Here is a 26,267-nt window from a genome sequence, read left to right as displayed (position 1 = left end):
TTTACGGAGCGTGGCGTTATTTGTCGCCGCCGGTTTCGTGCGCCTTCTTCTCGCTTGCCGAGAATACCCCCTTGAGCATGCCGACCAGCAGCATGATGCCGGGAACGAACTGGAAGAGGACGATCAGGATGCCGAATGCGATGAAGAATGTGGCCAACAGGCTCAGACCTTCTCCCTCTGCTCCCCCTCCCGCCGCCAGCGCCGTACCGGCAGTGATCATCAGGGACAATAGCGTTGCTGATATGGTTCTCATGGCTCTCCCCTTTCTTGCTGAGCGTGTCATGGTGTTTCCTTGCCCATTGCCAGAGCATCGACCGTGCCATAATGACGCAACCATTTAAAAAATAAAGATAAGTATCTGGGATAATTAGAGGTATGCCCGGGCACTCCGCGGACGGGGCGTGGGGAGCGGCGCGGCCGGCTGTATAGCAATCCCATACAGTCGAAAAAAGAGGACAGGCGCAAACCGGTCGTCAGGAGGCCGGGATCATTTGGTTTTTAATGAAGAATCGGCGGGAGGCGTAACCGTATAGCGAAATTATACATCTGGGCAGTCGTATTGACTTGCGGTATCGTCTTGCTAAAATAGGAAAACAGATTATGTTTTGAGTAGTTGACATGCTTTTGAAACTATTGCAATGTGACGTTTACGGGGAAGGAGACGGGGATGGGACAGTTCCGGATGCTGGTAGTCGACGACGAGGCGGTGATCAGGGACGGCCTGAGACGTATTCTCGAAGGAGAAGGCTTCTTCGTAGAAACGTGCGTGAGCGGCCACAGCGCCATCGAATCCCTGCACGCGCGGGAATTCGACCTGATCGTCACCGACCTGAAGATGCCGGGCATGAACGGCATCGAGGTCCTCAAGGCGGTGAAGACCCTCCAGCCGGAAGCGCCGGTCATCATCATCACCGGCTACGCCACCGTGGATACCGCCGTGGAGGCCATGAAGAACGGGGCGGTGGACTATATCGCCAAGCCCTTCACTCCCGAGCAGCTTCTCCAGAAGATCGACCGGGCCCTGGAGCAGCGGGTCCTCCTCATGGAGGAACTCAACAGGACCAAGGATGCCATCTCCTCACAGCACGGATTCGGCCTGTTCGTGGGCCAGAGCAAGGAGATGCAGAAGGTCTACCACCGGATCATGCAGGTGGCCGCCACCGACAGCACGGTGCTGGTTACCGGCGAAAGCGGCACCGGCAAGGAGCTGGTCGCCCGGGCCATCCACCAGAGCAGCCCGAGAAACGGCAAGCCCTTCGTGGCCGTTGATTGCAGCTCCCTGGCGGAAAACCTCCTGGAGAGCGAGTTGTTCGGCCACGTCAAGGGGGCGTTCACCGGGGCGGTCCTGGCCAAGACCGGGCTCTTCAAGGTGGCCGACGGCGGCACCCTGTTTCTGGACGAGGTCTCCAACATCAGCCTCTCCACCCAGGCCAAGCTGCTGCGGGTGCTCCAGGAACGCCTGGTGACCCCCATCGGCGGGACCCAGCCGGTCCCCATCAACATCCATCTGGTGGCGGCCACCAACCGGAACCTGCGCACCATGGTGGGAGAGGGGACCTTTCGCGAGGACCTGTTCTTCCGCCTCAACATCATCCCCATCGAACTGCCTCCCCTGCGGGAGCGCAAGGGGGACATCCCCCTGCTTATCAGCCATTTCCTGAAAAAATTCACCGCCGCCATGGGCAAGAACATCCGGGGCATCGCGCCGGACGCCATGGCGCTGTTGGAAACCTACGACTATCCGGGCAACGTGCGGGAGTTGGAGAACACCATCGAGCGCGCGGTGGTGCTGGCGGGTGGGGAGGTCATCCACAAGGACGATCTGGAACTCTCCCCGGACAGTCCCGGCGCGCCGGAGCTGCACGGAATGGAGGAAGGGTATGTCCCCCATACGTCGGACGAACTGAAGGAGATGAAGCGCCATATCCGGGACCAGGCCGTGGAGGGGATCGAAAAGGCCTTTGTCATGGGAGCTCTGGAGCGGAACAACTGGAACATCACCCGGGCCGCCGAGGAGACCGGCATCCTGCGTCCCAACTTCCAGGGGATGCTCAAGCGGCTGGGGATCTCGGTGAAGGCGCAGATGGAGAAGTAAAAAATAATAGAACTTATAGGACCCAGAGGACCTATAAGTCACATAGGTCCTCCCTGCTCTTCCTCTCCGCTTCCCTGAAGCGGCAGCAGGATGGTAAAGGTCGTCCCCACCCCCACCTTGCTTGCCACCTCGATCTTCCCCGCATTGTTTTCCACAAAACCGTAGGAAATGGAGAGCCCCAACCCGGTCCCCTCGGCCTTGGTGGTGAAGAATGGGTCGAAGATGCGTTGCAGGTCCTCTTCGGAGATGCCGCAGCCGTTATCCCCGATCTCCACGCAGGCGAAACCGCCGCCGTCCTGCTGCGAGGTGGTGATGCTGATCAGCCCCCCCTTGGGCATGGCATGGCTGGCGTTGATGAACAGGTTGACGAAGACCTGCTGCATCTGGTTGGAATCCACGAAGACATCCCCCAGGTCCGGGGTATAGGAGCGCTTGATGCTGATGTTCTGGAAGCTGGGCTGATGCTGCAGCAGGCCGACGACCCGGTCCAGGAGGTTGTTGAGGGAGATGGCCTCCTTGTGGGGCAGGGCCTCGCGGGAAAACTCCAGGAGTTGTTTGACGATCTCGGCGCAGCGGCGGCACTCGGCGATGATCCGTTCCAGGTCCGGCTTGAGGGACGGGGCGAGGCGCTTGTCGTTGTCCACGATGGAGGCGTAGAGCAGGATGCCGCTCAGGGGGTTGTTGATCTCATGGGCGATGCCCGCCACCAGGTTGCCCAGGGAGGCCAGCTTTTCGGAACGGTGGAGCTGGGCCTGCATCTGCTTGATCTCCTGGCTCCGCTCCTCGACCTTGTGTTCCAGATTGCCGGCCCATTCCTTCAACTCCTCGTTGGCCTTGGCGAGGCCCGCGGTCATGTCGTTGACCGCCTCGGAAAGATCCCCCAACTCGTCGTCGCTGGTGATCGGTATGCGGGCGTCCATGTCCCCCGCCGACACCCGGGCTGTGTGCTGCACCAGCCGCTGCACCGGGCGGTCCACGAGGCGCTGGGTCAGGAAAGTGATCAACACCCCGATGAACAGCAGGAGCATGCAGGTCATGACGATGAACTGCATGCGGTACTCGTGGGACTGTTGGCGCAGGCTTTCCAGGGAGAGGGTGATGTCCAGCACGCCCAAGATATGATGATCCTTGTCGTGGAAATGGCAGGCCCCGGTGGAGCATTCCGGCTGGTTGTAGATGGCCTTGGTGTAGCCCAGCACCTCCGCACCGTTGGCGGTGCGGTACAGGCGGCTGCTGTTGTTGGTCGGGGAAAAGAGCCGGGTGTTGTTCGGTTGGTGGCAGAAGATGCAGGCCGCGTTCTTCTGGTCGATGATGGTGCCGATCTCGCTCTTGTGGCTGGAGAAGACCACCTTGCCGCTCCGGTCGATGATGCTGATATGCTCGATGCTGCTGCTCTGGGCGATCCGGTCCGCCATCAGGTACAGGCTGGCCTTATCGTTCTTCATCATGGCGTCGTAGGTGCTCTGGTTGATGATCTCCGTCAACTGGTCGGCATTGGAGATGGCGTACTCGATGGTGGCTTTGCGGAAGTTTTTCAGGTTGATATAGTCCAGGATGCCCATGAAGCCGACCAGGATCAGGGAGGTGGCCAGGGTGAGCTTGACGATGAGGGAGAGACGCAGGTGCATGGATGACCTTTGCGTTCGGAAGTATGCGGTTATGACTGTGTGGCTACATACTGCGTTTGACGTTGCAAGTCAAGGGGTTGGTGCGGATAGCGGGATAGTGTCGTCACGCCGGTCGCTTGCATTTCCCCCCGCTGCCGGAGCAGGGGAGGGCTTACGAACAGAGGTCCGCTGTTTTAAGCCTTCAAACGCCGATAGGTGAAGACCCGCTCGATGAACTCCTCCCGGAACCCCTGGTCGCCCAGCCGCCCCTCCTCTGCCACCGGCAAAAGCGGGAATCGGGCCGTCAGGGCTGCGGCGAACAGGCCGCTGCCGCTTCCGGCCGCTCCGCCACCGTCGTAGACCGGGACCTGCACCAAGCCGCAACTGGGCGAACTCCTTTTGAAGATGAAGCCGCACAGGTCCTCGCCTTCCAACTCCCTGACCTTCATGCGGCACCAGGCCTGCATCCGGCCGGTCAGGTCGATGCGGCTTTGGGTGGTCACCAGGCGCGGGGCAGCCGGGTCCCCCTCCAGGCGCATGGCCTCCCGGGGGATGGACAGGCCGCACCCCACCTCGGGACAGACCGATACGAACCGGAAAAGGGGGCCCAGGCAGCCGGTGAGGTACCGGTCGTGTTTGTGGCCGCCGTCGTAGCGGACCTGCTCCCCCAGCAGGCAGGAACTGACGCCGATGACGCTGGGGGCGGCCGCCGGCTCAGGTTCAGGGTTGCAGGGTGCCATCTTCGATGATCAGCTCATACTTGTAGCCGGCGCCGAAATCCCGGTCCTTGCTGAGTATCCCCGCGGCCGTGACCACATCCCCCTCGTTGGGCACCGTTTGGGTGGTGACGGTGAGGTCGTTGGTCTTCTTCTTGGCGCTGCCGCTGCCGTCCCGCAGGTGGACCCAGTTTTTCCCCATGATCCCCGTTGCGACCTTGACGACCTTGCCCCTGACCACGACCTTGCGTTTGTTCAGGGTATTCTTGTTCTTGTAGAGTTCCGCCACCGTATAGGCATTGGGACCGGTGGCCTTTTCCACCTTGGCGTTGTCGCTTTTAGCGGCGGCTTTCGCCGGTGCCGCCTTGGGTGCGCTCGTCGGGGCGGCCTTCTGCTGTGCCACCGGCCCGTCTGAAAAGACGATCCGGTCGAAGGTGCGCTTGAGGGTTTTGCTGGTGAAATTTGGGATCTCGCCCCCGGGGTTGAACGACATCTTCTGCCCCACGGTCACGCTCATCACGGGGACGGCCACCCAACTCTTCACTCCGTTGTTCTCCAGGCCGACATAGGTATATCCCCCCGCGTCCATGGTTTCCACCACGGTGCCGGAGAGGGGGAGCGGTGCTTGCTGCGAGACGGTCCGGGCCGCGGAACGGTTGCTGAAGGTCCCTTTGGGGAACCCATGGGCAACCTGGCCCGCCGCGATGAAAGAGATGGTGAAAATGATGCTCAACAACTGTGCGCTTCGTGTCATGTACGGCTCCTTTGGGAGGGTGTTTGCGGGAAATCATATTGTTTTCCGGTGTGATGCACAAGCCTTATTTCGTACCCGTCCCGGCCCGGACTGCACGGCGTTTTTATCCGTGGCGTTTTTGTCCATTGGGGTATTGTTACTCGTGGGGAAATCTGCTACAAGGCGATCCAGTGCGAGCGAATCGGTGCGTGGCCGCCGGAAGGCGACTCAAGTCCCTCTGCGTCCGATCGAATCCAGGTCACAATCTTTCCCTGTTTTGGGGGATTGCTGTTGCTGAGAAAGTTTGCTAAAAACGACCTATGAAGATTCCGGTACTCTTTATCGACGCCACCCCCGGCGTTGTGGGGGATAATGAACTCGAATCGTTCATCCAGAAAAGGCGCATCCTCTCCTTCCGCCGTTCCGGGGAGTGGGTCAGGGTTGCCAAGGACCCCCTGCGGGGGGCGTCCGGCAAGAAGGCCTATGGCGGGAAAGAACGAAGAAAGGCGTAAGGGGCTCACGATGCGCATCCTTTTCACCACCATGTTGTTCCTGATCCTGTGCCCTCTGGCAGGGGCGGCCCTTGCCGACGACAGGTCCGACTGCCTCAACGCCTGTGCGAGCGACAAGCGGTCGAACGATATGTACTGTCCTCCGGCCGGCGGCTACTCGGACGAAGATCACAGACAGTGCGTTGAGAAGAACGCAACCGCCTACGGCGATTGCGTCAAGGCGTGCTCTCCGGCCCCGGAACCGCCGCCTGCCGCCGTTCCTGAACCGCCTCCCGCACCGGCCGATCCGTCACCCGCACCGCCCGAGGGGCCCGCTGCCGGGGATAAATAGGCGCAAGGGGACAAAGCAAATCATCATCGCAGGGGCGGGGAAACCCCGCCCCCCCATGATGCAATTTCGGCTTTATTGCCCCCGTGCCTCTGCGGCCCATGTTTTCCACCCGCATCCATCCCTTCGTCATCCCGCAGAACCTCTCAGAAGTGTTCACCCCTGCCTTTCCGCACCGATATCCTGTCCTTGACCGACCGTTCCCAGAAGCTTCCCCGCCAGTTGTCCACCGAATCCTCGTCGGCGATCCAGGGGGGGAGGGCGATCTGGAAGTGGGCGGCAAGCTCGTGGACGTACGGCTCGTACAAAAGGCGCAATTCACGCAGCTTCCGGTCGAAGGCCTCGCCCTGCCGCAGGTGTTGCCCGCTCTCGGCCAGCAGGAGGCGCAACTCCTCCAGCCGCTCCGGGGGCAGCCGGTCCGGGATCGACTCCCGCGGGGCGGTCCTGAAGACCAGGGAGAGGTCGATGACCGCGTGGCGGGCCATGGCGAAGGTCAGTTCCGCCTGGCGCTCGCAGGCCCCCTCCAGGCCGGCCATGACCAGCGCGCAGGTGTCCAGGATCGCGGCCAGTGCCGCCAGCCACGACTGGTTGTCGTGCTGGGAGCGGAAATAGGCCAGGACCGGATAGGAGAGGTGCCCCTCCAGGAACTCCGCCGACCAGCGCTCCCATTCGTGCAGGAGCTGGCGCAGCGCCTCCTTCCCGTGTTCGTAGCCGTGGCGGCGGAGCATCTCCGAGGCGGTGGGAGGCGAGCCGGCCCGGGCGTCCAGGAGGGAAATGCTCACCTCCCGGCGGGCGAAGGACTGGTTGAGGGCCGGCAGGTAGCCGATCACCAGGGCGAGAAAGGCGAATCCCATGCCCGATTCCACCACTACCAGGAGGCGCGCCAGGGGGGTGCGGGGAACGACGTCCCCCAGCCCCAGGGTGAAGAAGGTGGTGCCGCTCAGGTACAGGTCGGTGAGGAAGCCGCTGGCCCCGTCCCGGGCCACTACCGCCGAGCCGAGGGCCCAGTGGATGAGGGCGAAGCCGCAGATCAGGCCGAAGGCCCAGAAGCTCAGGAGCAAGAGGAGCGACAGCGGGCCGAAATAGCTGAGCCAGGTCTCCTGCCGCCGGGCCGGGATCAGGAGCGTGACCATCCGCACCCAGGGGCGCCAGCTGCTCCGGTAGAAAAAACGGGTGAGGCGGAAACGGCGCGTCACCCGGCGCGGCAGGACGATGGTCTCGAACCCCTCCCACAGGACCAGGAGGACCAAGGCAATGCCGGATATGATCGCCAGGATCGTCACGCTATCTGCTCTTGATAAAGGTGCCGTTCTGGAATTCCTCGAAGGCGACCCGCAACTCCTCCTGGGTGTTCATGACGATGGGGCCGTACCAGGCAACCGGCTCATGGAGCGGTTTCCCCGCGATGAACAGGAAGCGGACCGGCCGCTCGCCCGCCACGACCTGCACCTCGCTCCCTTCCCGCTTGTAGAGGACCACGGTCTCGGGGCCGCAGATGCAGCGCCGGTCCACGTCCATCCACCCCGCGCCCGCCATCTCGTAGGCAAAGGCGTCGCGCTGCTCGTCGAAATACCCCTCGCCGTCCAGCACGTAGGCGATGGCGGTATGTCCCGCCGTGACCGGGTGGCGAAAGGTCGCGCCGGCCGGGATGCTCACATCCAGCATCTCCGGGTCGATCACGATGTCCCGCACCGGCCCCTGGACCCCGTTGACGAGGCCGCTGACGATCTTGATCCTGACCCCCGTATCCAGGGTGACCTCCGGGATATCGGCCGCCTTCACGTCCCGGTAGCGGGGGGCCATCATCTTCTGGCCGGCCGGCAGGTTGGCCCAGAACTGGAAGCCCCACATCATGCCGGTGGGGCTCTTCTGGGGCATCTCCTGGTGGATGATGCCGCTGCCGGCGGTCATCCACTGCACGTCGCCGGGGCCGATCACCCCCTTGTTGCCCATGCTGTCCCCATGCTCCACCAACCCTTCCAGGACATAGGTGATGGTCTCGATACCCCGGTGGGGGTGCCAGGGAAAGCCGGGCAGATACTCGGCCGGGTTGGCGGTATGGAAGTCGTCCAGCATCAGGAACGGGTCGAACAACGGCACCTGGGAGTTGCCGAAGGCGCGTTTCAGGTGGACGCCGGCCCCCTCGATGGTGGGGCGGCTCTTGTACAGCTTGTCGATGGCGCGGGTGCTCATGGGGGGATTTCCTTTCAGGGAGATTTGGGGTGTATGAGTCCCATAGGTCCTATGGGACTTATACACCCCTCTATCATATCAGAATGCAAAACATGTACAACCGATCCCCCAGGGGCCGTCCTCGCCGAATACCCGGTGGGTATGCCGGTGGAGCGGGTCGTCGCATGAGACGGCCGCTGCCAGGGCGGGCACCTCTGGTTCGCCCTGCCCATCCCGGTACGCCCCGCCGTAGACGCCCGTGGGCGACCAGTCGGGAGAGACCGGCGGCACGGGGGGCGCCAGGGAGGCGAAGTCGCCCGCCCCATGGACGATACGCCCACCCATGATGGTCAAAAGCGACTCGATCCCCTTGATCTCCTCGTCGGGCACGCTGAAATAGTCGGCCGACAGCACCGCCAGATCGGCGAGCTGCCCCACCGCGATCCGCCCTTTTTTGCCATCGTCGCCGGAAAACCATGAGCTTCCCTCGGTGTAGAGCCCAAGGGCCGTGGCCCGGTCGAGGCGGTTCTCTTCGCCGTACAGGGCAAGGCCGCCGACGGTTTTGCCGGTCACCAGCCAGTAGAGCGATACCCAGGGGTTGTAGCTCGCCACCCTGGTGGCGTCCGTGCCCGCGCCCACCGGAATTCCCATGCGGAGCATTGTCGAGATGGGCGGGGCCATGCTGGCCGCTCTTTTCCCGTAACGTTCCACAAAATACTCACCCTGGAAGGCCATGCGGTCCTGGATGGCGATGCCGCCCCCCAGGCGGCGCACCCGCTCCATGTTCCGCTCCGAGATGGTCTCGGCATGGTCGAAGAACCAGCGCAGCCCGTCGAAGGGGATCTCCCGGTCGATGGCCTCGAACACGTCCAGAAAACGGGTGATGGATTCATCGTAGGTGGCGTGCAGCCGAAACGGCCAGCGCTTCTTCACCAGCAGGGCCACCACCTTTTTCAGTTCGGCCTCCAGGACCGGTTGCAGGTCGGGGCGCGGCTCCAGGAAATCCTCGAAGTCGGCGGCGGAAAAGACCAGCATCTCGCCCGCGCCGTTCACCTTGTAAACATCGTTCCCCTTTCCCGGTTCGGTGATCTCGGCCCAGTGGGCAAAGTCGTCGTACTCCTGACCGGGGCGCTGGGTGAACAGGTTGTAGGCGATGCGCAGGGTCAGTTCGTCCCGTCCCGCCAACTCCTCCACCACCCGGTAGTCGTCGGGGTAGTTCTGGAAGCCGCCCCCGGCGTCGATGCAACTGGTGAGCCCGAGCCGGTTCAGTTCGCGCATGAAGTGGCGGGTGGAGTTGACTTGATCGTCGAAACCGAGCTTCGGCCCCTTGGCCAGGCTGGCGTAGAGGATCAGGGCGTTGGGCTTGGCGATCAGCAGGCCGGTGGGATTGCCGGACCTGTCCCGCTGGATCTCCCCGCCGGTTGGATTGGGGGTCTCCTTCGTGTACCCCAGGGCTCGGAGTCCGGCCCGGTTGACGAACGCCCGGTCGTACAGGTGCAGGACAAAGACCGGGGTGTCCGGGGCGGCGGCGTTGATCTCCTCCAGGGTCGGCATGCGCCGCTCGGCAAACTGGAACTCGGTCCAGCCGCCGATGACCCGCACCCACTGGGGGGGCGGGGTGCGGCGGGCCTGCTCGCGCAGCATGCGCAGCGCCAGGGCCAGGGACGACACCCCGTCCCAGCGCAGCTCCATGTTGAAATTGAGGCCGCCCCGGATGACGTGGATGTGGGAATCGTTCAGGCCGGGGATGACGGTGTGTCCTTTGAGGTCGATCCGCCGGGTCGCGGTGGGGGCGCCTGCAAGCAGCTCTTCGCCGCCCAGGGCGGTGATCTTGCCGTCGCTCAAGGCAAGGGCGGAAATCGTGGAAGGGACACCATCCGTTGCGGCAATGGCGCCGTTATACAGAATCATGTCAGGTGCGTTCATAGCGCTACCCCCTTTATTACCTTTGAGGGCGGTGTTCCAGCCAGGGGGCCAGCATGCTGACCGGCCAGACGCCCAGGACCGTGACGGCGGTCATCTTCCAGTTTTATCTTTGGCCGGTCCATGGTTACTGCGTACCGGTCCCCGGTGATCCACCGGCTCGGCGTTCTGCCGCCAAAAGCCCGGCCTTTTTGATAAGCCTCGCCAATTTTGCATCGAGGGACCGAGCCACGGCCATGACCTCAGGATGATGGAATTGGCCGAAAAGAGAGGAAGGCTGGTCATATTCGATGCGCGTCAATCCGTCGTCGGCTGCGTAGACGAACAACCTCAGAGGGGCGTAAAGCCCTGCCCTGATATCGTGGCGTGTCATGGTGGCCGCGATGAGCGGGTTTCCCAAGACATACTGTTTGCCCTTTTGCGGGGTGCCGAAGAGGTTCAGAAGCCCACCATGGTCCTGGACGTTGAACAGCATCAGCCCCTCTTCGCCAGCCGCTTTCTCAAGGCGGTCCTCCACTGAGCGGGGATCGGTCGCAATCCCCTTGAGGAGAGCGTCGTCGAACCGGCCGAGGGATTGTTCGAGTGCTTTGGTGAAGTCCTCAAAGTCGGCATCCGTCTCCAGAGCTATATGATGTACTTCAATGATGCGTTCCATGTTTGGGTTCCTTGCAGCAACGTCACTGTCATCGCGGCGTTCCCGGCCTTCAAGGGTCAGTTGAGGAAAGCCATGTCTCGCCGCCCTATGATACGAGTGTCGCCTCCAGGGTGATCTCGGTGTTGAACAGCTTGGAAACCGGGCAGCCGGCCTTGGCCTGAGCAGCGAGTCGTTCCAGGGTCGCCTGGTCCGCCCCCGGAATCTTGGCTTCCAGCTTCAGGTGGACGGCGGTAATGGCATAGCCCCCCTCCACCTGCTCCAGGGTGACCGTGGCCGTGGTCTCCATCCGTTCGGCGGTAAGCTTCGCCTCGCCCAGGATGAGCGAAAGGGCCATGGTGAAGCAGCCGGCGTGGGCCGCCCCGAGCAACTCTTCCGGGTTGGTGCCCGGCACCCCCTCGAAGCGGCTGGAAAAACCGTAGGGATAGGCATGGAGGGCGCCGCTCCCGGTGGAGATGGCCCCGCTGCCGTCCTTGATGCCGCCTTGCCATTTGGCCGATCCGTTGCGCTTGATCTTCATGGTTGTTCTCCTTGTCAGCGCTGCATTATGGAACGGGGACTAATGCCCGGCGCCGGCCCGGCTGGGAGGCGCGCCGTGCACCATAGTGTAGGCGTACTCCACACCCTGGCCATAGGCTCCGCACTGCTCCTTGACCACCGCCATGACATCGTTGTAGGTCTCTTTGTGCGCCCAATCGCGCTGGTACTCGAGGAGGACCTGGAGCGAGGTCACCGGGATTGCGCCCGCCTGTTCCACGCGACGCATGGCCGCGTTGTGCGCCGTCACCGAGGTGCCCCCCGAGGCATCCTCCACGGCGTAGACCTCGAACCCGGCCCTCATGGCCTCCAGGGCCGGGAAGGTCAGGCAGACCTCGGTCCAGAGGGCAGCCATGACCAGCTTGCTTCTCCCGGTCGCCTTCACGGCGGCGACGAACTCCTCGCTTTCCCATGAGTTCATGGAACTGCGCTCGATCGGCTCCTGGCCGGGGAAGATGTCCAGGATCTGGGGCCACATATTGCCCGAGAAACTTTTGGTCTCAACGGTGGTGAGGATGGTGGGAACCTTGAAAATCTGTGCCGCTTTGGCCAGCAGCAGGACATTGTTGAAAAGGGTCTGGCGGTCGATGTTGGCAACCCCGAAAGTCATCTGGGGCTGAAAGTCGATGAAGATGACGGCGCTGTTGGCCGGGTTGAGCAATTCGGTTTTCATGGAAATGCCCCCTATAGGACTATTTTTATCCTTAATGCCAGTTTAAGTCCTTTCAAAAAAAAGTTGCAACATTAAAATGTGGCCGGGAGGCCGGAGCGGTCCGAGGCCTCGATCCCCTCCGCGCCTGATAAGAAAGGCCGGGCAGCACGAAGGGTATGTCCTTCGGCGGCCCGGCCATGTTCAGGGGGAGAATCTGTGGCGCTCGTATCCTCCTCGTGCAAAGTAATTCTCAACCACCCCCTGCCCCCCTCCTTATCAAGGAGGGGGAAGATCTGGGCGTTTTTCCTCCCCTCCTAGTTTAGGAGGACCCTCTGGGGCCTAAAGGGCCGGGGGTGGTAGTACCATCCTTTATAAGGGGGGAAGCCTCGAAGTCCCCCGGTGGTAAGGGGATATTGAGAGGTGGCGTTGCGAAAGAATACGTGTTTCAGGAGATTAGTCCACGTCGTAAACCCATACGTCCATGTGGGGGGCATGGATGCGGTCCCTGATGATGGCGCCGGTCCCGTCGTTGATGATCAGCGAGGAGACGGAGCAGGAAGTCGGTGCAGGAGAGCCGCTCGTCGCCGTGTCCACACATTTTTTCAAGGCTGTGAACTCCTGGTTGGCGTTGCGGAGACATGCCGCGTGTTTCAAAAGGCACTCGGTGGGGAAGGTGAGGTGCAACGCCATCTTCCTGGCGTTGACAAAGCCGATGGCGATAATCCTGAGCTGGGTTGCATCCTGTTTTGTGGTGACGGAGATCTGTCTGTTGGCGGGGATATACCTGTAATTGCCGGCTTTATACGCCTCAAGGGCGGTCCGGGATTCCAGGTAGAGATCGCCGATGCCTGTCGGCTTTTCGGTACAGCCGGACAGCGCCGTGAAGATCACTGCCCAGAGGAAAATCCGATCTGCTGCGGCACTGCGCATCTCCGGCCACCTCCTTAGAAAGCTGGCGTAGGCATCCCCTTCGGCACCGAGGTGACGTTCCTGAAGGCGGAGAGGGGCGGCGGGGCCTTTGCCACGGCGATGCCGTCCCTGCCGAGGGAAGGGCGGGACGCATTCGCCATCTGGGGCAGGGGCGCGCCGGCCGTCGCAGCCGAAAACACGGCAAGGTCCATGTTGAGCAGGGCGGCGTTTACGGCGGCCGCATCCAGGGGAACGCCGTTGACATATATCGTTGGGGAGACGGTATCTCCGCTGTCCGCCATGGCAGCCGGCCGGGAGGCGGAATAGCTCGATAACGCCACCGTGCTTTCCGCAGCCGGCGTCCCGGACGGGTCGACGCCGCAGCCGTAGAGGGCCAGGGACAGCATCAGCGCACAATATCCGTTCCAGATCTTCATTCGTTACGGCTCCTCGGGTATCCAAGCAAACAGTTTCAATATGATGTTGAATTTATTGTAACTATCGCTTTTACCATGAGGTGGCGAAAAAAGGAAGATTATTGCAACAAATGAGGCGGTCCGGCGTAATTGCTGCTCAATGCCGTGATATACTGTTCACGGCTGCATCTCCGCCGCCCGGAACGCCTCCCGGATCTCCTCCATCCGGCGGCGGTTTTTCCCCAGGTCGGAATACCCGAGCCGCGAGGCGGAGCGTATCTGGATGCAGCTCCGTTCCCGGTCCAGCAGGAATTCGGCGTCATCCGTGAAGAGGGTCGTTCGTAGTTCGGCCCGCAGATACCCGGGGCGTTCTTCGATGACCGTCGCATCGGTCCGTCGGGCGAGGAGTTGTTTCAGGCGGGCAAAGGCGGCATCCGGTTCGCCCGTGAACGGCAGGGGCGCAATCCGGTGCCGCTCGTCGTCGGCCTGGCTCAGCACGCAGTTGGGCGACGTGGGGCAGGCGGTCAGGCGGCCGTCCCGCACCCCCAGGTTGGTGGGGCGTTCGCCGGTACACGCGGCCAAAAGGCCTGACAGGATGCCCATGATCATACCCCTCGTGATGGCCCGAAATGAAGCGGGTTGTTTGCCCGGCAGGCGACAGATGCCGAAACGCATGTCCCATCCTTTGGGGGAACGGCGGCGGCATTCCCCAATCGTTTTACAGATTATCATGGCAGATGTTGACGTCCCGCTCTGACAGTATCTTTCCCGCAGAGTCAAAACCGTCCAGCACCGTGACCTTGAAGCTGCATTTCGTCTTTTTCGTCCCCTTGACCGTAAAGTTTCTTGTTGGGCGGGAATAAATGATTACGGAAAATCCGTCTGGGGATAAGGCCCCTACGGCTGCCGAGTAAATGGTTTTTTCATAGTCCACGTCCGGGGAAGGCGCCATTACCGGCTGTGAGTAGGCTCGTATCTTGCCGTCTACAATAAGGTAATTGGTTATTTTTTTCGGGGTCATCTCATCGGCTTCATGACCCGACCCTACAACAGCTACAACTATCTGATACGAAGAGTCCGCGGCAAGGTATACGGCCGTGATATCACCACTACTGACGGTTTTTTTCGACACGGCAGCATTGCATGCCGCCATTTCTACTGGTCCTTGAGGTTCACGCGGGGCAACATTGTTCGCCCACGTTTCCGTTCCCGCGTCAAGACTGCCGACCATTGTTATGCCGGAACAGCCGGCCGTCATGGCGAGTAAACCGCATACGAGCGCGCTCCTCATGCCGTGCGCGACGCGGGACATGGTCTCCGTGATCTTCATCGTGTATCCCCTTGCTGTTCTGGTAAGCGTACCGGAAAAATGAGTATCGGTTGCCGGGCGATAAATGGAAAATGCGGCGTGCATCCGGGGTGCCACGGGCCTGCGTTGTGATGTGGCGGGGAAGGGACATCCATTATCGACCGGCAAATTATCAGTATACGCGCATAAAAATAATTTCAACAGACTGTTTTTATCCGTCTGGGACGGTTATACTTCACTCAGGTAAAAGGAAGTACAAACCAGGTGTAAGGAGGCTTGATTTTCTATGGAAGACACGCCGCCGGGCCGGTATGGCACATAGGATGTGAAACAGTTCCGGGTGCGCCAAAGCACCGGATCATTCCTGAATGGAACCAATACGAGAAAAATGAGCCCACCGAGCCAACTTGGTGGGCTTTTCTCGTCGGTGCCCAGCCGTAGCGCTAGACCCGGAACATCCTGACCATATCCTGCAACTCCACGGAGAGCTGGGACAGGCTCGAGGATGACTGGGAGATGTCCATGGAACTCTTGGCGCTCATCTCCACCACATCGGAAATCTGCTGAATATTGTTGGATATCTCCCGGGTCGTGGCGGTCTGCTCCTCCGCGGCCGTGGCGATCTGGCTGATCTGCGCCGTCACCTCGTTGATCTTTTCCAGGATCTCCTCCAGCGCCTGGCCGGACCGGGCCGCTTCGTTCGTCCCCTGCTCCACCTCCCGGACCCCCTCCTCCATGGCGGCCACCGCCTGGCGGGTCTCTCCCTGGATATTCTTGATCATCTCGCCGATCTCGCGGGTGGCCCGCGCGGTGCGTTCGGCCAGGGCCCGAACCTCGTCGGCGACCACCGCAAACCCGCGTCCCTGCTCTCCGGCGCGGGCCGCCTCGATGGCGGCGTTCAGGGCCAGCAGGTTGGTCTGGTCGGCAATATCCTCGATAGTGGCCACGATCGCGCCGATCTGGTCGGAACGGGTGCCCAACTGCTCCACCACGGTGGCGGAGCTGCGCACCTTGCCGGCGATGCGGCTCATGCCGTCCACCGTGCTCCTGACGATGGCGGCGCCGGCCTGGGCCGTCTTGCTGGCCTGGTTCGAACTCTCCGCCGCCCGGTGACAGTTGTTGGCGATATCCATGCTGGTGGCCGACATCTCTTCGCTGGCCGTGGCCACGGTGTTGGCCTGGCCGACGACCTGGTGGGAGGCGCTGGCCATCTGATCGGCGTTGCTGCTCAACTGCACCGATGCCGAGGCCACCTCCTGGGAACTCTTGTTGACCTTGTCCATGACCTGGCGCAACTGCTCCACCATCCGGCGCATGGCCTCATAGATTCCGCCTTTGCCCTGCTCGAAGCGGTAGGTCAGATCGCCGGCCGCCACCTGTTGGGTGATCTCCTCCAGGTGGGCCGGTTCGGTGCCGATGTGGAGTAGCAGACGCCTGGTGACGAAGATCGAGATGACGGAGATGAGGATGATCAGGACCAGGGTGACGCCGATGATCAGATAGACCCCCTGTCGGAGGCTTGTCATGCTCTCGTCGGCGGCCTTCTTGACCAGTGCGTCCAGGTCGTCCACGTAGTTGCCGGTGCCGATCACCCAGCCGAAGGGCTTGAATTCCACCGAGTAGCCCCGCTTCGGGGCTGGGGTCGTTTCACCCGCCCGGGGGAACCAGTAGTCGGTGAAGCCGCCGCCCGGCTGTCTCCCGTTCTGGATGATCTCCCGGACGAGGTATTTACCCTTTGCGTCCTGGGAATCAATGCGGCTCTTGCCTTCGACCGGCTTGCCCAAAATGACGACGTTGATCCCCTCGGTCGTATCGGCCCAGAAATAGCCGTCCTTGCCGTACTTCAGGCCGCGCAGCAGGTCGGCGCCCTGTTTTCGGGCCTCTTCCGGCGATGTGCCCTCCTTCTGGGCGCGGTCGTAGACCGCCTGCAACAGGCTGACGGCCGTTTCCACCTCGTTTCGCGCCTGGGCGTCGAAATCGTTGAACAGGGATTTCTTATACATCTCGATGGAGCTGTGGTACGAGGCCACATACTCCTTCAGGGCGATGCAGGTGGTCGCCAATGCCAGCCCGATGCTGCACGCCAGCACCATGAGGAGAATCTTGTTCCCGAACCTCACTCCCTGTTTTCCCGTAGCCATGTTGCCTCCCCGTGTAAGTACAAATTTTAGCTGCGGCACCGGAATCATCGCCACGGCGCTGAAGACGGATCAAGTATATCAGAAGAATTTAAGATATCTTTGGTGGGTGGCTACGGAGCTTCAATGCGGTTTCGGCCGCTACTCTTCGCCGGGTGCGGCGCCTCGTCGGCGCGCTCCGGCAGGGATGCTCCGGCGTAGCCGCTACGCAGTTCCGTAATGCCGATGCTGACGGGGCCGGAAGCGCCGTCAAAGAACATCGATCAGGGGCGGTGGGAATTGACCACGGGACACCGGTATCGAACGAGCGCCGTGGCGTCAACTACGGAAGAGTGGATACTGAAACACGAGAAACGGTTTTTCCCTTTTGCGGGCGGCCGGGCATCGGGAGGCCGGCCGTAAAAGGGAGAACTACCGCCTGCGCGCTATGAAAAAGAGGATCATGCCGAAGAGCAGTCCGCACAGGATGATGGTATTTGCCAAGGTGTGCATGGGATAAGATTAGCATTAGTCGGGTAACCAATACAAACAAAACCTCCAGGGGGCGAGTTTTTCCTCTCCTGCCGGAGGGCGGGGCTGCCGCCGCGCCGTGATTCTGCGGGAGATTCAGGCCCTCGTGCGTGCCGCTCCCCCACGAATCCGTCCCGGCGCAGGGGGCTCACTCATCCTGTTTGGTATCGCAGTCGAGCACCATCCCCCGGGCATCGAAGAAGACGATGATGAAAAAGTGTGCAGGCCCGGTACCGGGGGTGGCATCCGACGACTTGTGCTTGCTGACGGTCCAGTAGGTCCAGATCTCGGAAGCGGTATACTTGGCCGGCAGCGGCTCGGTCCCGGGCACCTGGCGCAGGGGCACCTGGCGTTCGGCAGACTGGGGTTCGCCCAGGAGGGCCCGCACCTGGGCCTTGTTCGTGGTGCCTTTGCGGATGGCCGCAGCCGCCGCAGGGCCGAGGTGCTTCGTGGGAAAAACGGGGCGGTACATGAGGAGCAGCACAAGGGCAATGAGCATTGTGCCGAGCAGAAGTCGTATCAATCCAGGCGCTCCATCATCATGGATTTTACAACAGGCCGGACGTGTTCCGGTTTGGTCTCTTTCGTTCTCGGGTGGTTGAAGCGTTGTGTCTGGTCACCGCTTGGCCGCATCGCCCCTGAACTCGATCACGCACGACCCCCCGCGAAGTTCGTTCGGCCAGCCTGAATGAACTGAAATCCCTGGAGGGGCGTGTCGGGTGCGGGGCAGGGGGTGTCGCGGCAACGGCATGGCCGGCGGAAAGCAGGATAAAAATCACGGCTAAGAGACGCTGTCGATTCCTCTGCACAAAGAGATGGCGACATCTCTTTGCACCATTTCCTCCTTTTCTACCTGATGGACCCCCAACTTTCAATATAAATTCAAGGGAGGCGATTGCGTCTGCCCCGTGGGGGCCGAGGCTCTGGAGCACTTTTGCATGGGGATGGCGGCAAGGCCGGCGAGACTGACCATCGCGCCGGTGGGCAAATTAATTTGTAACCAACGGCATGGTATCTGCGTTCAATGGATATATACTCTTATTCGGAGTACGAGCAGGCCCCGGCCGAACGGGCTTACTGTTCCATTGGTTTCTGGTACACTGTAAATGGACCCCACGTCCATGGAGAGAGACATGAAAACATTTCTGATTACGGTACCTGCGGCGTTCCTCGCCCTGGGGCTCCTGGCGGGCAGCGCGGCGTATGCCGACGACGACCGGTATGACCCGGCCGACGAGGCGGAGCAGGCGTATGACGCCCCCTTCACGGCCGCGGAGCTGGACGACCTGCTCGCCCCCATCGCCCTCTATCCCGATCCGCTGCTTGCCCAGATCCTCCCGGCGGCCACGTTCAGCGACCAGATCGATGCGGCGGCCCGCTACGTCGGGCAGTACGGCCAAGCGGCCCGGATCGACGACCAGCCGTGGGACGTGAGCGTCAAGGCGGTGGCCCACTATCCCAACCTGCTCGCCATGATGGACCAGAAGTTCGACTGGACCGTCTCTCTGGGGCAAGCCTATATCAACCAGCAGCAGGATGTGATGGACTCGATCCAGCGGCTGCGCGCCGAGGCGGAGGCCAGGGGCAATCTCAGTTCCACCCCGGAACAGCAGGTGGTGGATTCGGGCGGGGTCATCAGCATCGACCCGGCCGCGCCCGATGTGATCTATGTTCCCCAGTACGACCCCCAGATGGTGTATATGGAACCGGGGTACGGGTTCTTTACGTTCGGCACCGGATTTATCATCGGCGCCTGGCTGAACCGTGATTGCGACTGGCACGGCCGGCGCATCTACTACCACGGCTGGCAGGGCGGGGGATGGATCGGCCGGTCCCGGCTCCATGTCCGGGGCGGGAATAACATCTACATCAATAACCGCTACCGGACGATCACCGTCAACAGGGGGGCGCTGCAACACGATACCACGCGCTATCGCGGGGAAATTCGCCGCAACGTGCAACTCCGTCCCGCTCTTCCGGGCCGCCCGGCGCCTTCGGCCAGGGGGGGGCAGGGCACTCCGGCTGCGGTCGGCACCCGTCCGCCGGCTGCCACCAACGTGTACCGGGGCCGTGACGTCCAGAGGTCGCAACCGGCATCCCAAACCGGCTACGGCGGTTACGGCAGCAGCAGGGACGCCACCACCTACCGTCAACGCGGCCAGACGAGCAGGGGAGCCATGCAGCCGGTCAACCGGGCGGCCCCGGCCCAGAGGGCGGTCTCGCGTCCGGCCCCGGCCTCCCGCCCGGCGCCGTCCGGCGGCGGAGGCGGCGGCTGGCGGCAGCAACGCTAGTAAGGGCCGGTCGATGTCATTGGTTGCGCAGCCGGGTGACCGGTTGCGCTCAAGAAAGGAACGACGCGTATGATGACGGAGAGGGGAAAAATCTTGTTTCGCGGCTTGGGGGCGTGGTGTCTGGCCGCCCTGCTGGCGGTGGTGGCTGTGTGGCCGGCGGTCGGCAGCGCCGCCCCGTCCGTGCCGCTCCAGCAAAGCTTCGCATCGCCCGAGGCGGCCCGCCAGGCCCTGGTGGATGCCGTTCAGCACAAGGACCACGGGGCGCTGGCCAGAATCTTCGGCCCGGTTGCCGTTGAGTTGGAGCCGGGCGATCCGGTGGAACAGGCCGCGGAGTTCGACCACTTCAGCCGCCACGTGCAGGAGGGGATCGGGTTGGTCCGGGAGGGGGAGACAAAGGCGGTCCTGGTCATCGGCGCGAAAAAATGGCCGTTCCCCGTGCCGATCGTCAAGCGCGGCGACACCTGGCTGTTCAACATGGAAGAGGGGCGCGAGGAGATCGTCAACCGGCGCATCGGTCACAACGAACTGCTGGCCATCAACGTCTGCCGGGCCTATGTGGATGCCCAGCGGGAGTATTACGCCATGGCGGAACCGGATGGCGAGCAGCTGCCCAAATACGCCCAACGCATGATCAGCAGGCCGGGCAAAAAGGACGGGCTCTATTGGCCGACCGCGGCCGGCGAGAAAGAGAGCCCCCTCGGTCCCCTGGTCGCCAAGGCGAAGGAAGAAGGGTACATGCAGAAGCGTCCGGCCGGTGACCACGGCCCCCGGCCGTACCACGGCTACTACTTCCGCATTCTCACCAGTCAGGGCAGGAACGCGCCGGGCGGCAGGTTCAGCTACGTCGTCAACAACAACATGGTGGCCGGCTACGCCCTGGTCGCCTATCCCGCCAAGTGGGGGGTCTCGGGGGTTATGACGTTCATCGTGAACCAGCGGGGCAGGGTGTACGAGAAGAACCTGGGGCCCAAGACCGCGGAGATCGCGCGCCGGCTGAAGGGGTACAATCCGGACCTGACCTGGAAGCTGGTTGACCAGTAGCCCGGAACTGCGGTATCGCGACGCAACGAGACATAGTGTCGAGTACGGCTGGGAGGAGTGGACCGAGGGTATGGGGACCGGCAGGCAGGAACATTCATGGCATACCGGGCTGCAAACGCGCCTCTACCTCGGCAGCGCCGTTATTCTGCTGGCCGGCTTGGGGATTTCCGCCCTTATCTATCTGGCCGCGGGAGATGTTTCGGATAGCGCTCAAACCTATGAATTTGAAGAGTCGAAGCAATCCCTGCGCGATTTGGAGGTCTACGGCGGCAAGGCGAATGTCCTTGCCGTAGGATTCATGCGATGGTTCGGCGGGCTCTGGCAGGGGAGATCACTCGCCTCTACCCTGGCATGCCTTACCCTTCTCCTCTCCTGCGGGCTTTTCTTTATCGCGTACCGGTGGCCATTCGACCGGGAATCCGATGGCCGGGCAGAGGACAAAACAGACGATGCCGGCTGAGGGGCCCACGGGGCGAAGGGCAACGTCCGGACCCGCAGTCATGCCCCCGGCTTCCAACGTAAGATCTCAGGCGGTATCATGCCACGTTCTCCTCAATGCGCGTCAGCACCGGTAAAGGGGCGGCTCCTTTTTGACGGTTCATCCAGCGTAAACAAAAAAATTATCGCGATCTAATTTATTTCTTGTTAAAAAGTAACTATTTGTGGCTTAATAGGTGAAATTTTATTATATTTCCTCTCATGTCAATGAATTCCGTTCTTGTTGCATTGCCAAAGCACTACAAGGAGGATTTTGATTGCAACAGATTCCGGGAACGATCCTCGAAGCCATAGAGTCGATCCAATTGCCGTCCATGCCGCAGGTATTGCTGCGGTTTTTGACCGTGACGCATGACGATCTGGCATCGATGGCTGACTTGGCAAAGGTGGTCGGGCAGGACCCGGCACTGAGCGCACGGGTTCTCACGGTCGCAAATTCGCCGGCGCTACGCGGTGGGACGGAGATCAAAAGCCTTGATCAGGGGCTGGTCGTGCTGGGCACGCGCCTGATGAGGACTCTGGCCGCCTGCCTCGCCATTCAGAGCGTTTTTGCCCGCACTGCCGGTGATTTGAGATACGATCTGACCGGATTTTGGGGCCATGCGCTCCGGGTTGCCGAGTTATCCTCCGTCATCGCCTCCCGCGTCAACTACCCCGATGCGGGCGAGGCCTATTTGGCCGGCCTGATGCATGATATCGGCCAGTTGCTCCTGCTGGGGGGCATGGGTGACAGCTACGGCGTTCTGCTTGACGGGAGCGCCGATGAAACCGCTCTTCAAGGCACTGAAAATTCCCAGCTCGGTACCGATCATACCGCCGTCGGTGCCTGGTTGGTCGATCAATGGAATCTCTCGTCCTTCATGGCGGATGCGATTCTTTTTCATCACCGGCCGGCCAGCGAGATTGTAAAGGCCGATTTCCTCAGTCAAATCGTCTGGTCTGCGCATATCATCGATGACACCAGAGATTCAGGCCCCGTACAAAACGAAGCAACCCCCACGTTAGCCGTTGTCGAATCAGCCCTTGGCATTACCGCATCCGATGTGGCGACCATGCAGCAGGCATGTACCGAACGCATCGACGAACTGGCTGCCGCGCTTGACATCGAGTGCGCCAGCCACACGAAGACCCTTCCGTATTTCGCCACCCCGTTCGAACACTTCAGACCAAAGCTGAACGATACCAGCGTGACCTATTCCCGCCTGGAAGCGGTGGTGCGTGACATGGCCACGATGAATTCCCTGCAGCAAAACCTCTCCGGCCTCTACGGCGAAACCGAAATTGTCCTGGCCGTACGCGAATCGGCCCGAATCCTGTTTGGCGTGGGGCGCATTGCCTTTCTGTTTGTCCAGCAGGATAAACAGGTGCTCTCCGGGGCGGACCTGGCCGGACAGCCGCCCCTGCTTCAGCGGCTTCAGATCAAACTCGACTCCGGGCAGAGTCTTGCGGCTGCCGCTCTCCTGGAACAACGGCCCGCCTCCACCTTTGACGATGGACGATCGTCGTCGGCCTCGCTTGTCGATGTGCAGATTGCCCGTGCGCTGGGGTGCCAAGGCGTCCTGTACGCTCCCCTGCGTGTCCGCGAGAATCACATCGGCGTCATGGTCTATGGAGTGACCGCTGCCCAATATGCCAGGATACGGCCCCGTCTCGGCTTGGTGGCCCGTTTCGCCAACCTGGCTGCGGAGAGCATTGAAACCTGGAGAGAAGCGCGCGATCACGAGCAGGAGGTTGCCACAACCCTGCAGAGCGGCTTCGAACAACGGGCACGCAAGGTCGTGCATGAAGCCGGAAACCCGCTGGCCATCATCAAAAACTATCTGAAGATCGTCAGCCGGAAACTGCCCGACGAACTCAATGTGCACCAGGAGATGACGATCCTCGGCGAGGAAATCGATCGCGTGACGCAGATCGTGCGGAGTCTGGTCGAGGTCGACGACGTTCCAAAGGCCACGGGCCTATTCGACGTCAATACGGTGATCGAGGAGATGTTGGCGCTGTATGGCGAAACGTTCTTCGCCGGTTGCGGCATAACCCTCCTCAAGTCACTGGAGCCCAACCTCCCCCCGGTAAGCGGGGAGAGGGACAGTTTCAAGCAGATCCTGTTCAACCTCTGGAAAAACGCCTCCGAGGCGATGCCGGAAGGGGGCCGTATTACCATCTCCACGCGCGGGGATATGCTGCTGGATGGGCAGCCCTCTATCGAAATCCATGTCAGCGACTCGGGCCCCGGCCTGCCCCCGGAGGTCATGCAGGGGCTCTTCAAGCCGCTGGCCCCCAACAGGCGTCCGGGGCATTCCGGCATCGGCTTGTCCATCGTGGCGTCATTGGTTGAACGTCTCGGCGGTCGAATCGGATGCCAGAATCAGGCCGGACAAGGAGCGTGCTTCATTATTCTTCTGCCGCAATCCATGGGACAACCCAGAGAATGAACTTTTTTGTTCAATCGAAATTCAACCATACGCACGAAGTGGTTGAGCAACCGGAGCGCATACTCATCGTCGATGATGAACCGCGGATGCGTTCCAGCCTGCACCAACTCCTGGAGGGCCCAAACCGGGACATCGCGGAGTGCGGAAACGGCGAAGATGCGATCGCCGCACTCAAGAACAACGACATGGACCTGGTCCTGCTGGACATCCATCTACCGGGCATTTCCGGCCTGGATGTGATGGAATGGATCATGAATTTCAATGCGGCGACGCGAGTCATCATGGTCAGTGCGGATGCCGACATCGACTCCGCCATACGTGCCCTTCGCGGCGGAGCCGTGGAGTTCATACGCAAGCCCTATGACCTGGAAGAGATGCAGCACAAGGTTGACAATGCCCTGCTGCGCAGCCGCCTGGAGCGCACCAATGCTCTGATGGCCATGCGCCTCGAACTTTCCGAGCGCATGCACCGGTTCCTGGTGGAGAGCTCCCCGGATATCATCTACACGCTCGATACGGACGGCTGCTTCATGTTCATCAATGGCCGGGCCGAGTCGCTGCTCGGCTATTCCCGTGACGAACTTGTGGGGCGCCACTTCACCTCAATCGTTTCTGACGAAGACATCGATATCGCCAGATATGCCTTCACCGAGCGCCGCCGCGACACCCGTGCCACGACGAATATGGAAGTGCGCCTGAAGTGCAACGGCAGCCACCGCTTCGAGCCCCGCCAGATCGTCGTGGTGGTGAGCGCCATGGGGGTCTATGAGGAGAACGGTGATGGTGATGACTCCCTGGAGAGCCGTTTTCTCGGCACCTACGGCGTGGCGCGCGATATCACCGAACGCAAGAAGGCTGAAGAGACCATCAGTTTTCAGGCCCTGCACGACCATCTCACCCATCTGCCGAACCGCAGACTGTTCAAGGACCGGCTCGAACTGTCCATGAGCCAGGCGAAACGGAATGGCCGGCTGGTGGGTGTCATGTTTCTCGATCTCGACCGCTTCAAGCTCGTGAATGATACCCATGGGCATGCCGAAGGGGATGAGCTCCTGGTAAACGTGGCCCATCGCCTGCGCAACTGCGTCAGGGGCGGCGACACCCTGGCCCGCCAGGGGGGGGACGAATTCACGGTGCTTTTGCCGGATCTGTATCGCCCCGAGGATGCGAGTATCATCGCCGATAAAGTGCTCGATGTGCTGAAGGCGCCATTCCTGGTGAGAGGGCAGGAATTCCGGGCAACGGCCAGCATCGGCATTGCCGTGTATCCAAGCGACGGAGATAGTGCCGATGTGCTGTTGAAGAACGCCGATATCGCGATGTACAAGGTCAAGGCCACCGGCAAGAACAACTACCTGTTCTTTACCCCTGAGATGAATGCCTGCTATCACGAGCGCATCAGCCTTGAAAACGAGTTGCGGCAGGCCATCAGCAACTCCGAATTCGAGTTGTACTATCAACCCAAGGTCAGTATTTGCGGTGACCGGGTCGTCGGCCTGGAAGCCTTGATCAGGTGGCGGCATCCGGTGCACGGGCTGCTGAATCCGGCCAGCTTTATCGATCTGGCCGAGGAGTCGGGATTGATTTGCGACATAACCGACTGGGTGTTGGCCGAGGCGTGCAGCCAAATGGCCCGCTGGCGTGAAATAGGGCTGGATAATCTGCGTATTTCGGTCAATGTCTCGCCGTCGGAGTTCACCCATAGTGATTTTCTCGAACGTATCGTCTGCAACATTACCAAGTTCTGTCTCCCTGACGATGCCGTGGAGATAGAAATCACCGAAAACCTCTTGTTGCACGATGTCCCGGGTATCATCGACAAGATGCGCTATCTGCGCAATCATGGGGTGCGGATCTCCATCGACGACTTCGGCACCCGCTATTCTTCGCTCAATTACCTGCGCAAGTTCCCCATCAACACCATCAAGATCGACCAGTCGTTTGTCCGCGACCTGACTGCGGGAACGACGGTCTCGCCTATTCTCCATGCCATTATCGGCATGGCGCGCGGATTTGGACTGCATCTCGTCGCAGAGGGCGTCGAAACCATGTTCCAGATGGAAACCCTGAACGAACTCGGTTGCGATGAAATGCAGGGCTATCTTTTCAGCAAACCGATACCTTCTGCCGAGGTTAAACTGATGCTGATGAATTCACTCCCGGGGTTCTCGAGCCAGTGGCACTACGGCACACGGTCGTCGACCTCCGGCATGGCTGTGCCGGTCGGCTTGTCCGATTGAAGCAAATGGCCGGTTCACCACGTGACACTGCATAACGTCCGGCTGTGCGGAGTGCGTGCGGGTAGGGGGGCGCAGCTGCGGCAGGGTACAAAAAAGGACTCGGGCAATTAAGCCTGAGTCCTTTTTTTGTTTGGTCGCGGGGACAGGATTTGAACCTGTGACCTTCGGATTATGAGGGCTTTTCCCTCGTTTCACGCTTCCGTATTAATTTTAATAACTTACAGTGATATTGGCCAGTTGGATGCCGTCACTGCCCATCCCATGTCAACCATGTTTACCAATTTTTGGTGTACAGTTTGGTGTAGAATTACCTTCACCCAATAACCCTCTGCAACACAATAACCTGCCCAGTGGTATCAAAATCGATGCTTGTGTTGGCGAGTGTTCCCAAAAAACAATAGAGCAAAGGTCATCCCCTGAGCCGTTAAATGTACCCTGCAGAGTCCAACGTCACTATAGTTTTGGTCAACACCAAATAACTTAACGGGATTTCAAGGTATAATATGATACCCGCTGAAGTTGTATCCACTTTAAGGTTCGAAATTTCAAAAATGGG

Annotated in this window: 25 protein-coding genes; 8 read left to right on the top strand and 17 right to left on the bottom strand. The window is 61.0% G+C overall.

Annotated features, from left to right (window positions below; genetic code table 11):
• Positions 1 to 16: 16 nt before the first annotated feature.
• Entirely contained in the window at positions 17 to 253 is a 237-nt protein-coding gene (locus ET418_RS03985; RefSeq protein WP_149306284.1) for a hypothetical protein, read from the bottom strand.
• Between the two features lie 414 nt (positions 254 to 667).
• Between ET418_RS03985 and ET418_RS03980 the strand changes: the two genes are divergently transcribed.
• Positions 668 to 2,095, top strand: a complete 1,428-nt coding sequence (locus ET418_RS03980) for a sigma-54-dependent transcriptional regulator (RefSeq protein WP_149306283.1) — start codon at positions 668 to 670, stop codon at positions 2,093 to 2,095.
• A 38-nt stretch (positions 2,096 to 2,133) separates the two neighbouring features.
• On the opposite strand, the gene ET418_RS03975 is transcribed toward ET418_RS03980, so the two are convergent.
• The 3 genes from ET418_RS03975 to ET418_RS03965 all read right to left on the bottom strand — a co-directional run bounded on the left by ET418_RS03975 (position 2,134) and on the right by ET418_RS03965 (position 5,172).
• A complete protein-coding gene (locus ET418_RS03975; RefSeq protein ID WP_149306282.1) occupies positions 2,134 to 3,723 on the bottom strand; it encodes a sensor histidine kinase in 1,590 nt (529 codons plus the stop codon).
• Positions 3,724 to 3,896: 173 nt separating this feature from the next.
• Complete coding sequence (locus tag ET418_RS03970) at positions 3,897 to 4,442, bottom strand: 2-thiouracil desulfurase family protein (protein ID WP_149306281.1); 546 nt, start codon at positions 4,440 to 4,442, stop codon at positions 3,897 to 3,899.
• A complete protein-coding gene (locus tag ET418_RS03965) occupies positions 4,423 to 5,172 on the bottom strand; it encodes a DNA-binding protein (protein WP_149306280.1) in 750 nt (249 codons plus the stop codon). The genes ET418_RS03970 and ET418_RS03965 overlap by 20 nt, the downstream gene beginning before the upstream one ends.
• A 299-nt stretch (positions 5,173 to 5,471) precedes the next feature.
• On the opposite strand from ET418_RS03965, the gene ET418_RS03955 reads away from it, so the two are divergent.
• Together ET418_RS03955 and ET418_RS03950 are read left to right on the top strand one after the other, a co-directional pair.
• Positions 5,472 to 5,663 (top strand): GSU3473 family protein, encoded by a 192-nt coding sequence (locus tag ET418_RS03955; protein WP_149306279.1) that lies wholly within the window; start codon positions 5,472 to 5,474, stop codon positions 5,661 to 5,663.
• A gap of 10 nt (positions 5,664 to 5,673) precedes the next feature.
• On the top strand, positions 5,674 to 5,994 hold the full coding sequence (locus tag ET418_RS03950) for a hypothetical protein (RefSeq protein ID WP_149306278.1): 321 nt from the start codon (positions 5,674 to 5,676) through the stop codon (positions 5,992 to 5,994).
• A gap of 143 nt (positions 5,995 to 6,137) precedes the next feature.
• Here the strand turns inward: ET418_RS03950 and ET418_RS03945 are convergent, their stop codons facing one another.
• From ET418_RS03945 to ET418_RS03890, 13 genes are all read right to left on the bottom strand, one after another.
• On the bottom strand, positions 6,138 to 7,274 hold the full coding sequence (locus ET418_RS03945) for a potassium channel family protein (protein WP_149306277.1): 1,137 nt from the start codon (positions 7,272 to 7,274) through the stop codon (positions 6,138 to 6,140).
• Between the two features lies 1 nt (position 7,275).
• Complete coding sequence (locus ET418_RS03940; RefSeq protein ID WP_149306276.1) at positions 7,276 to 8,184, bottom strand: pirin family protein; 909 nt, start codon at positions 8,182 to 8,184, stop codon at positions 7,276 to 7,278.
• A 78-nt stretch (positions 8,185 to 8,262) separates the two neighbouring features.
• Positions 8,263 to 10,089, bottom strand: a complete 1,827-nt coding sequence (locus ET418_RS03935) for an amidohydrolase (RefSeq protein ID WP_149306275.1) — start codon at positions 10,087 to 10,089, stop codon at positions 8,263 to 8,265.
• A gap of 124 nt (positions 10,090 to 10,213) precedes the next feature.
• On the bottom strand, positions 10,214 to 10,741 hold the full coding sequence (locus ET418_RS03930; RefSeq protein WP_149306274.1) for a DUF302 domain-containing protein: 528 nt from the start codon (positions 10,739 to 10,741) through the stop codon (positions 10,214 to 10,216).
• Between the two features lie 85 nt (positions 10,742 to 10,826).
• Entirely contained in the window at positions 10,827 to 11,258 is a 432-nt protein-coding gene (locus tag ET418_RS03925; RefSeq protein ID WP_188055265.1) for an OsmC family protein, read from the bottom strand.
• 39 nt (positions 11,259 to 11,297) lie between these two features.
• Entirely contained in the window at positions 11,298 to 11,948 is a 651-nt protein-coding gene (locus ET418_RS03920; protein ID WP_149306273.1) for a hydrolase, read from the bottom strand.
• Positions 11,949 to 12,380: 432 nt separating this feature from the next.
• Positions 12,381 to 12,857: a hypothetical protein gene (locus ET418_RS03915; protein WP_149306272.1), complete on the bottom strand. Its 477-nt coding sequence runs from the start codon at positions 12,855 to 12,857 to the stop codon at positions 12,381 to 12,383.
• Between the two features lie 14 nt (positions 12,858 to 12,871).
• Positions 12,872 to 13,273 carry a hypothetical protein gene (locus ET418_RS03910; RefSeq protein ID WP_149306271.1) on the bottom strand — a complete coding sequence of 134 codons (402 nt, stop codon included), beginning with the start codon at positions 13,271 to 13,273 and terminating at the stop codon, positions 12,872 to 12,874.
• 156 nt (positions 13,274 to 13,429) lie between these two features.
• Positions 13,430 to 13,927 (bottom strand): DUF1499 domain-containing protein, encoded by a 498-nt coding sequence (locus tag ET418_RS03905; protein WP_149306493.1) that lies wholly within the window; start codon positions 13,925 to 13,927, stop codon positions 13,430 to 13,432.
• 43 nt (positions 13,928 to 13,970) lie between these two features.
• Entirely contained in the window at positions 13,971 to 14,582 is a 612-nt protein-coding gene (locus ET418_RS03900) for a hypothetical protein (RefSeq protein ID WP_149306270.1), read from the bottom strand.
• 422 nt (positions 14,583 to 15,004) lie between these two features.
• Positions 15,005 to 16,702 carry a methyl-accepting chemotaxis protein gene (locus ET418_RS03895; RefSeq protein ID WP_149306269.1) on the bottom strand — a complete coding sequence of 566 codons (1,698 nt, stop codon included), beginning with the start codon at positions 16,700 to 16,702 and terminating at the stop codon, positions 15,005 to 15,007.
• 110 nt (positions 16,703 to 16,812) lie between these two features.
• Positions 16,813 to 16,959, bottom strand: coding sequence for a hypothetical protein (locus ET418_RS18280; protein WP_218043359.1), 147 nt, complete (start codon positions 16,957 to 16,959; stop codon positions 16,813 to 16,815).
• Positions 16,960 to 17,357: 398 nt separating this feature from the next.
• A complete protein-coding gene (locus ET418_RS03890; RefSeq protein WP_149306268.1) occupies positions 17,358 to 17,732 on the bottom strand; it encodes a hypothetical protein in 375 nt (124 codons plus the stop codon).
• Positions 17,733 to 18,342: 610 nt separating this feature from the next.
• Here ET418_RS03890 and ET418_RS03885 point away from each other — a divergent pair.
• The 5 genes from ET418_RS03885 (at position 18,343) to ET418_RS03865 (ending at position 25,711) form a co-directional block, all read left to right on the top strand.
• Positions 18,343 to 19,500 (top strand): DUF3300 domain-containing protein, encoded by a 1,158-nt coding sequence (locus tag ET418_RS03885; RefSeq protein WP_149306267.1) that lies wholly within the window; start codon positions 18,343 to 18,345, stop codon positions 19,498 to 19,500.
• Between the two features lie 69 nt (positions 19,501 to 19,569).
• Positions 19,570 to 20,541 carry a DUF2950 domain-containing protein gene (locus tag ET418_RS03880; RefSeq protein ID WP_246152934.1) on the top strand — a complete coding sequence of 324 codons (972 nt, stop codon included), beginning with the start codon at positions 19,570 to 19,572 and terminating at the stop codon, positions 20,539 to 20,541.
• Positions 20,531 to 21,001, top strand: coding sequence for a hypothetical protein (locus tag ET418_RS03875; RefSeq protein ID WP_149306266.1), 471 nt, complete (start codon positions 20,531 to 20,533; stop codon positions 20,999 to 21,001). Before ET418_RS03880 ends, ET418_RS03875 begins: the two co-directional genes overlap by 11 nt.
• A gap of 295 nt (positions 21,002 to 21,296) precedes the next feature.
• A complete protein-coding gene (locus ET418_RS03870; RefSeq protein WP_149306265.1) occupies positions 21,297 to 23,471 on the top strand; it encodes an HDOD domain-containing protein in 2,175 nt (724 codons plus the stop codon).
• Positions 23,468 to 25,711 (top strand): two-component system response regulator, encoded by a 2,244-nt coding sequence (locus ET418_RS03865; protein WP_149306264.1) that lies wholly within the window; start codon positions 23,468 to 23,470, stop codon positions 25,709 to 25,711. The genes ET418_RS03870 and ET418_RS03865 overlap by 4 nt, the downstream gene beginning before the upstream one ends.
• Positions 25,712 to 26,267 lie beyond the last annotated feature (556 nt).

Origin of the sequence: Oryzomonas rubra (assembly GCF_008369015.1) — a bacterium.
In the GTDB taxonomy this organism is placed as follows: domain Bacteria; phylum Desulfobacterota; class Desulfuromonadia; order Geobacterales; family Pseudopelobacteraceae; genus Oryzomonas; species Oryzomonas japonica.
This window is presented reverse-complemented; position numbering and strand designations above follow the sequence as displayed.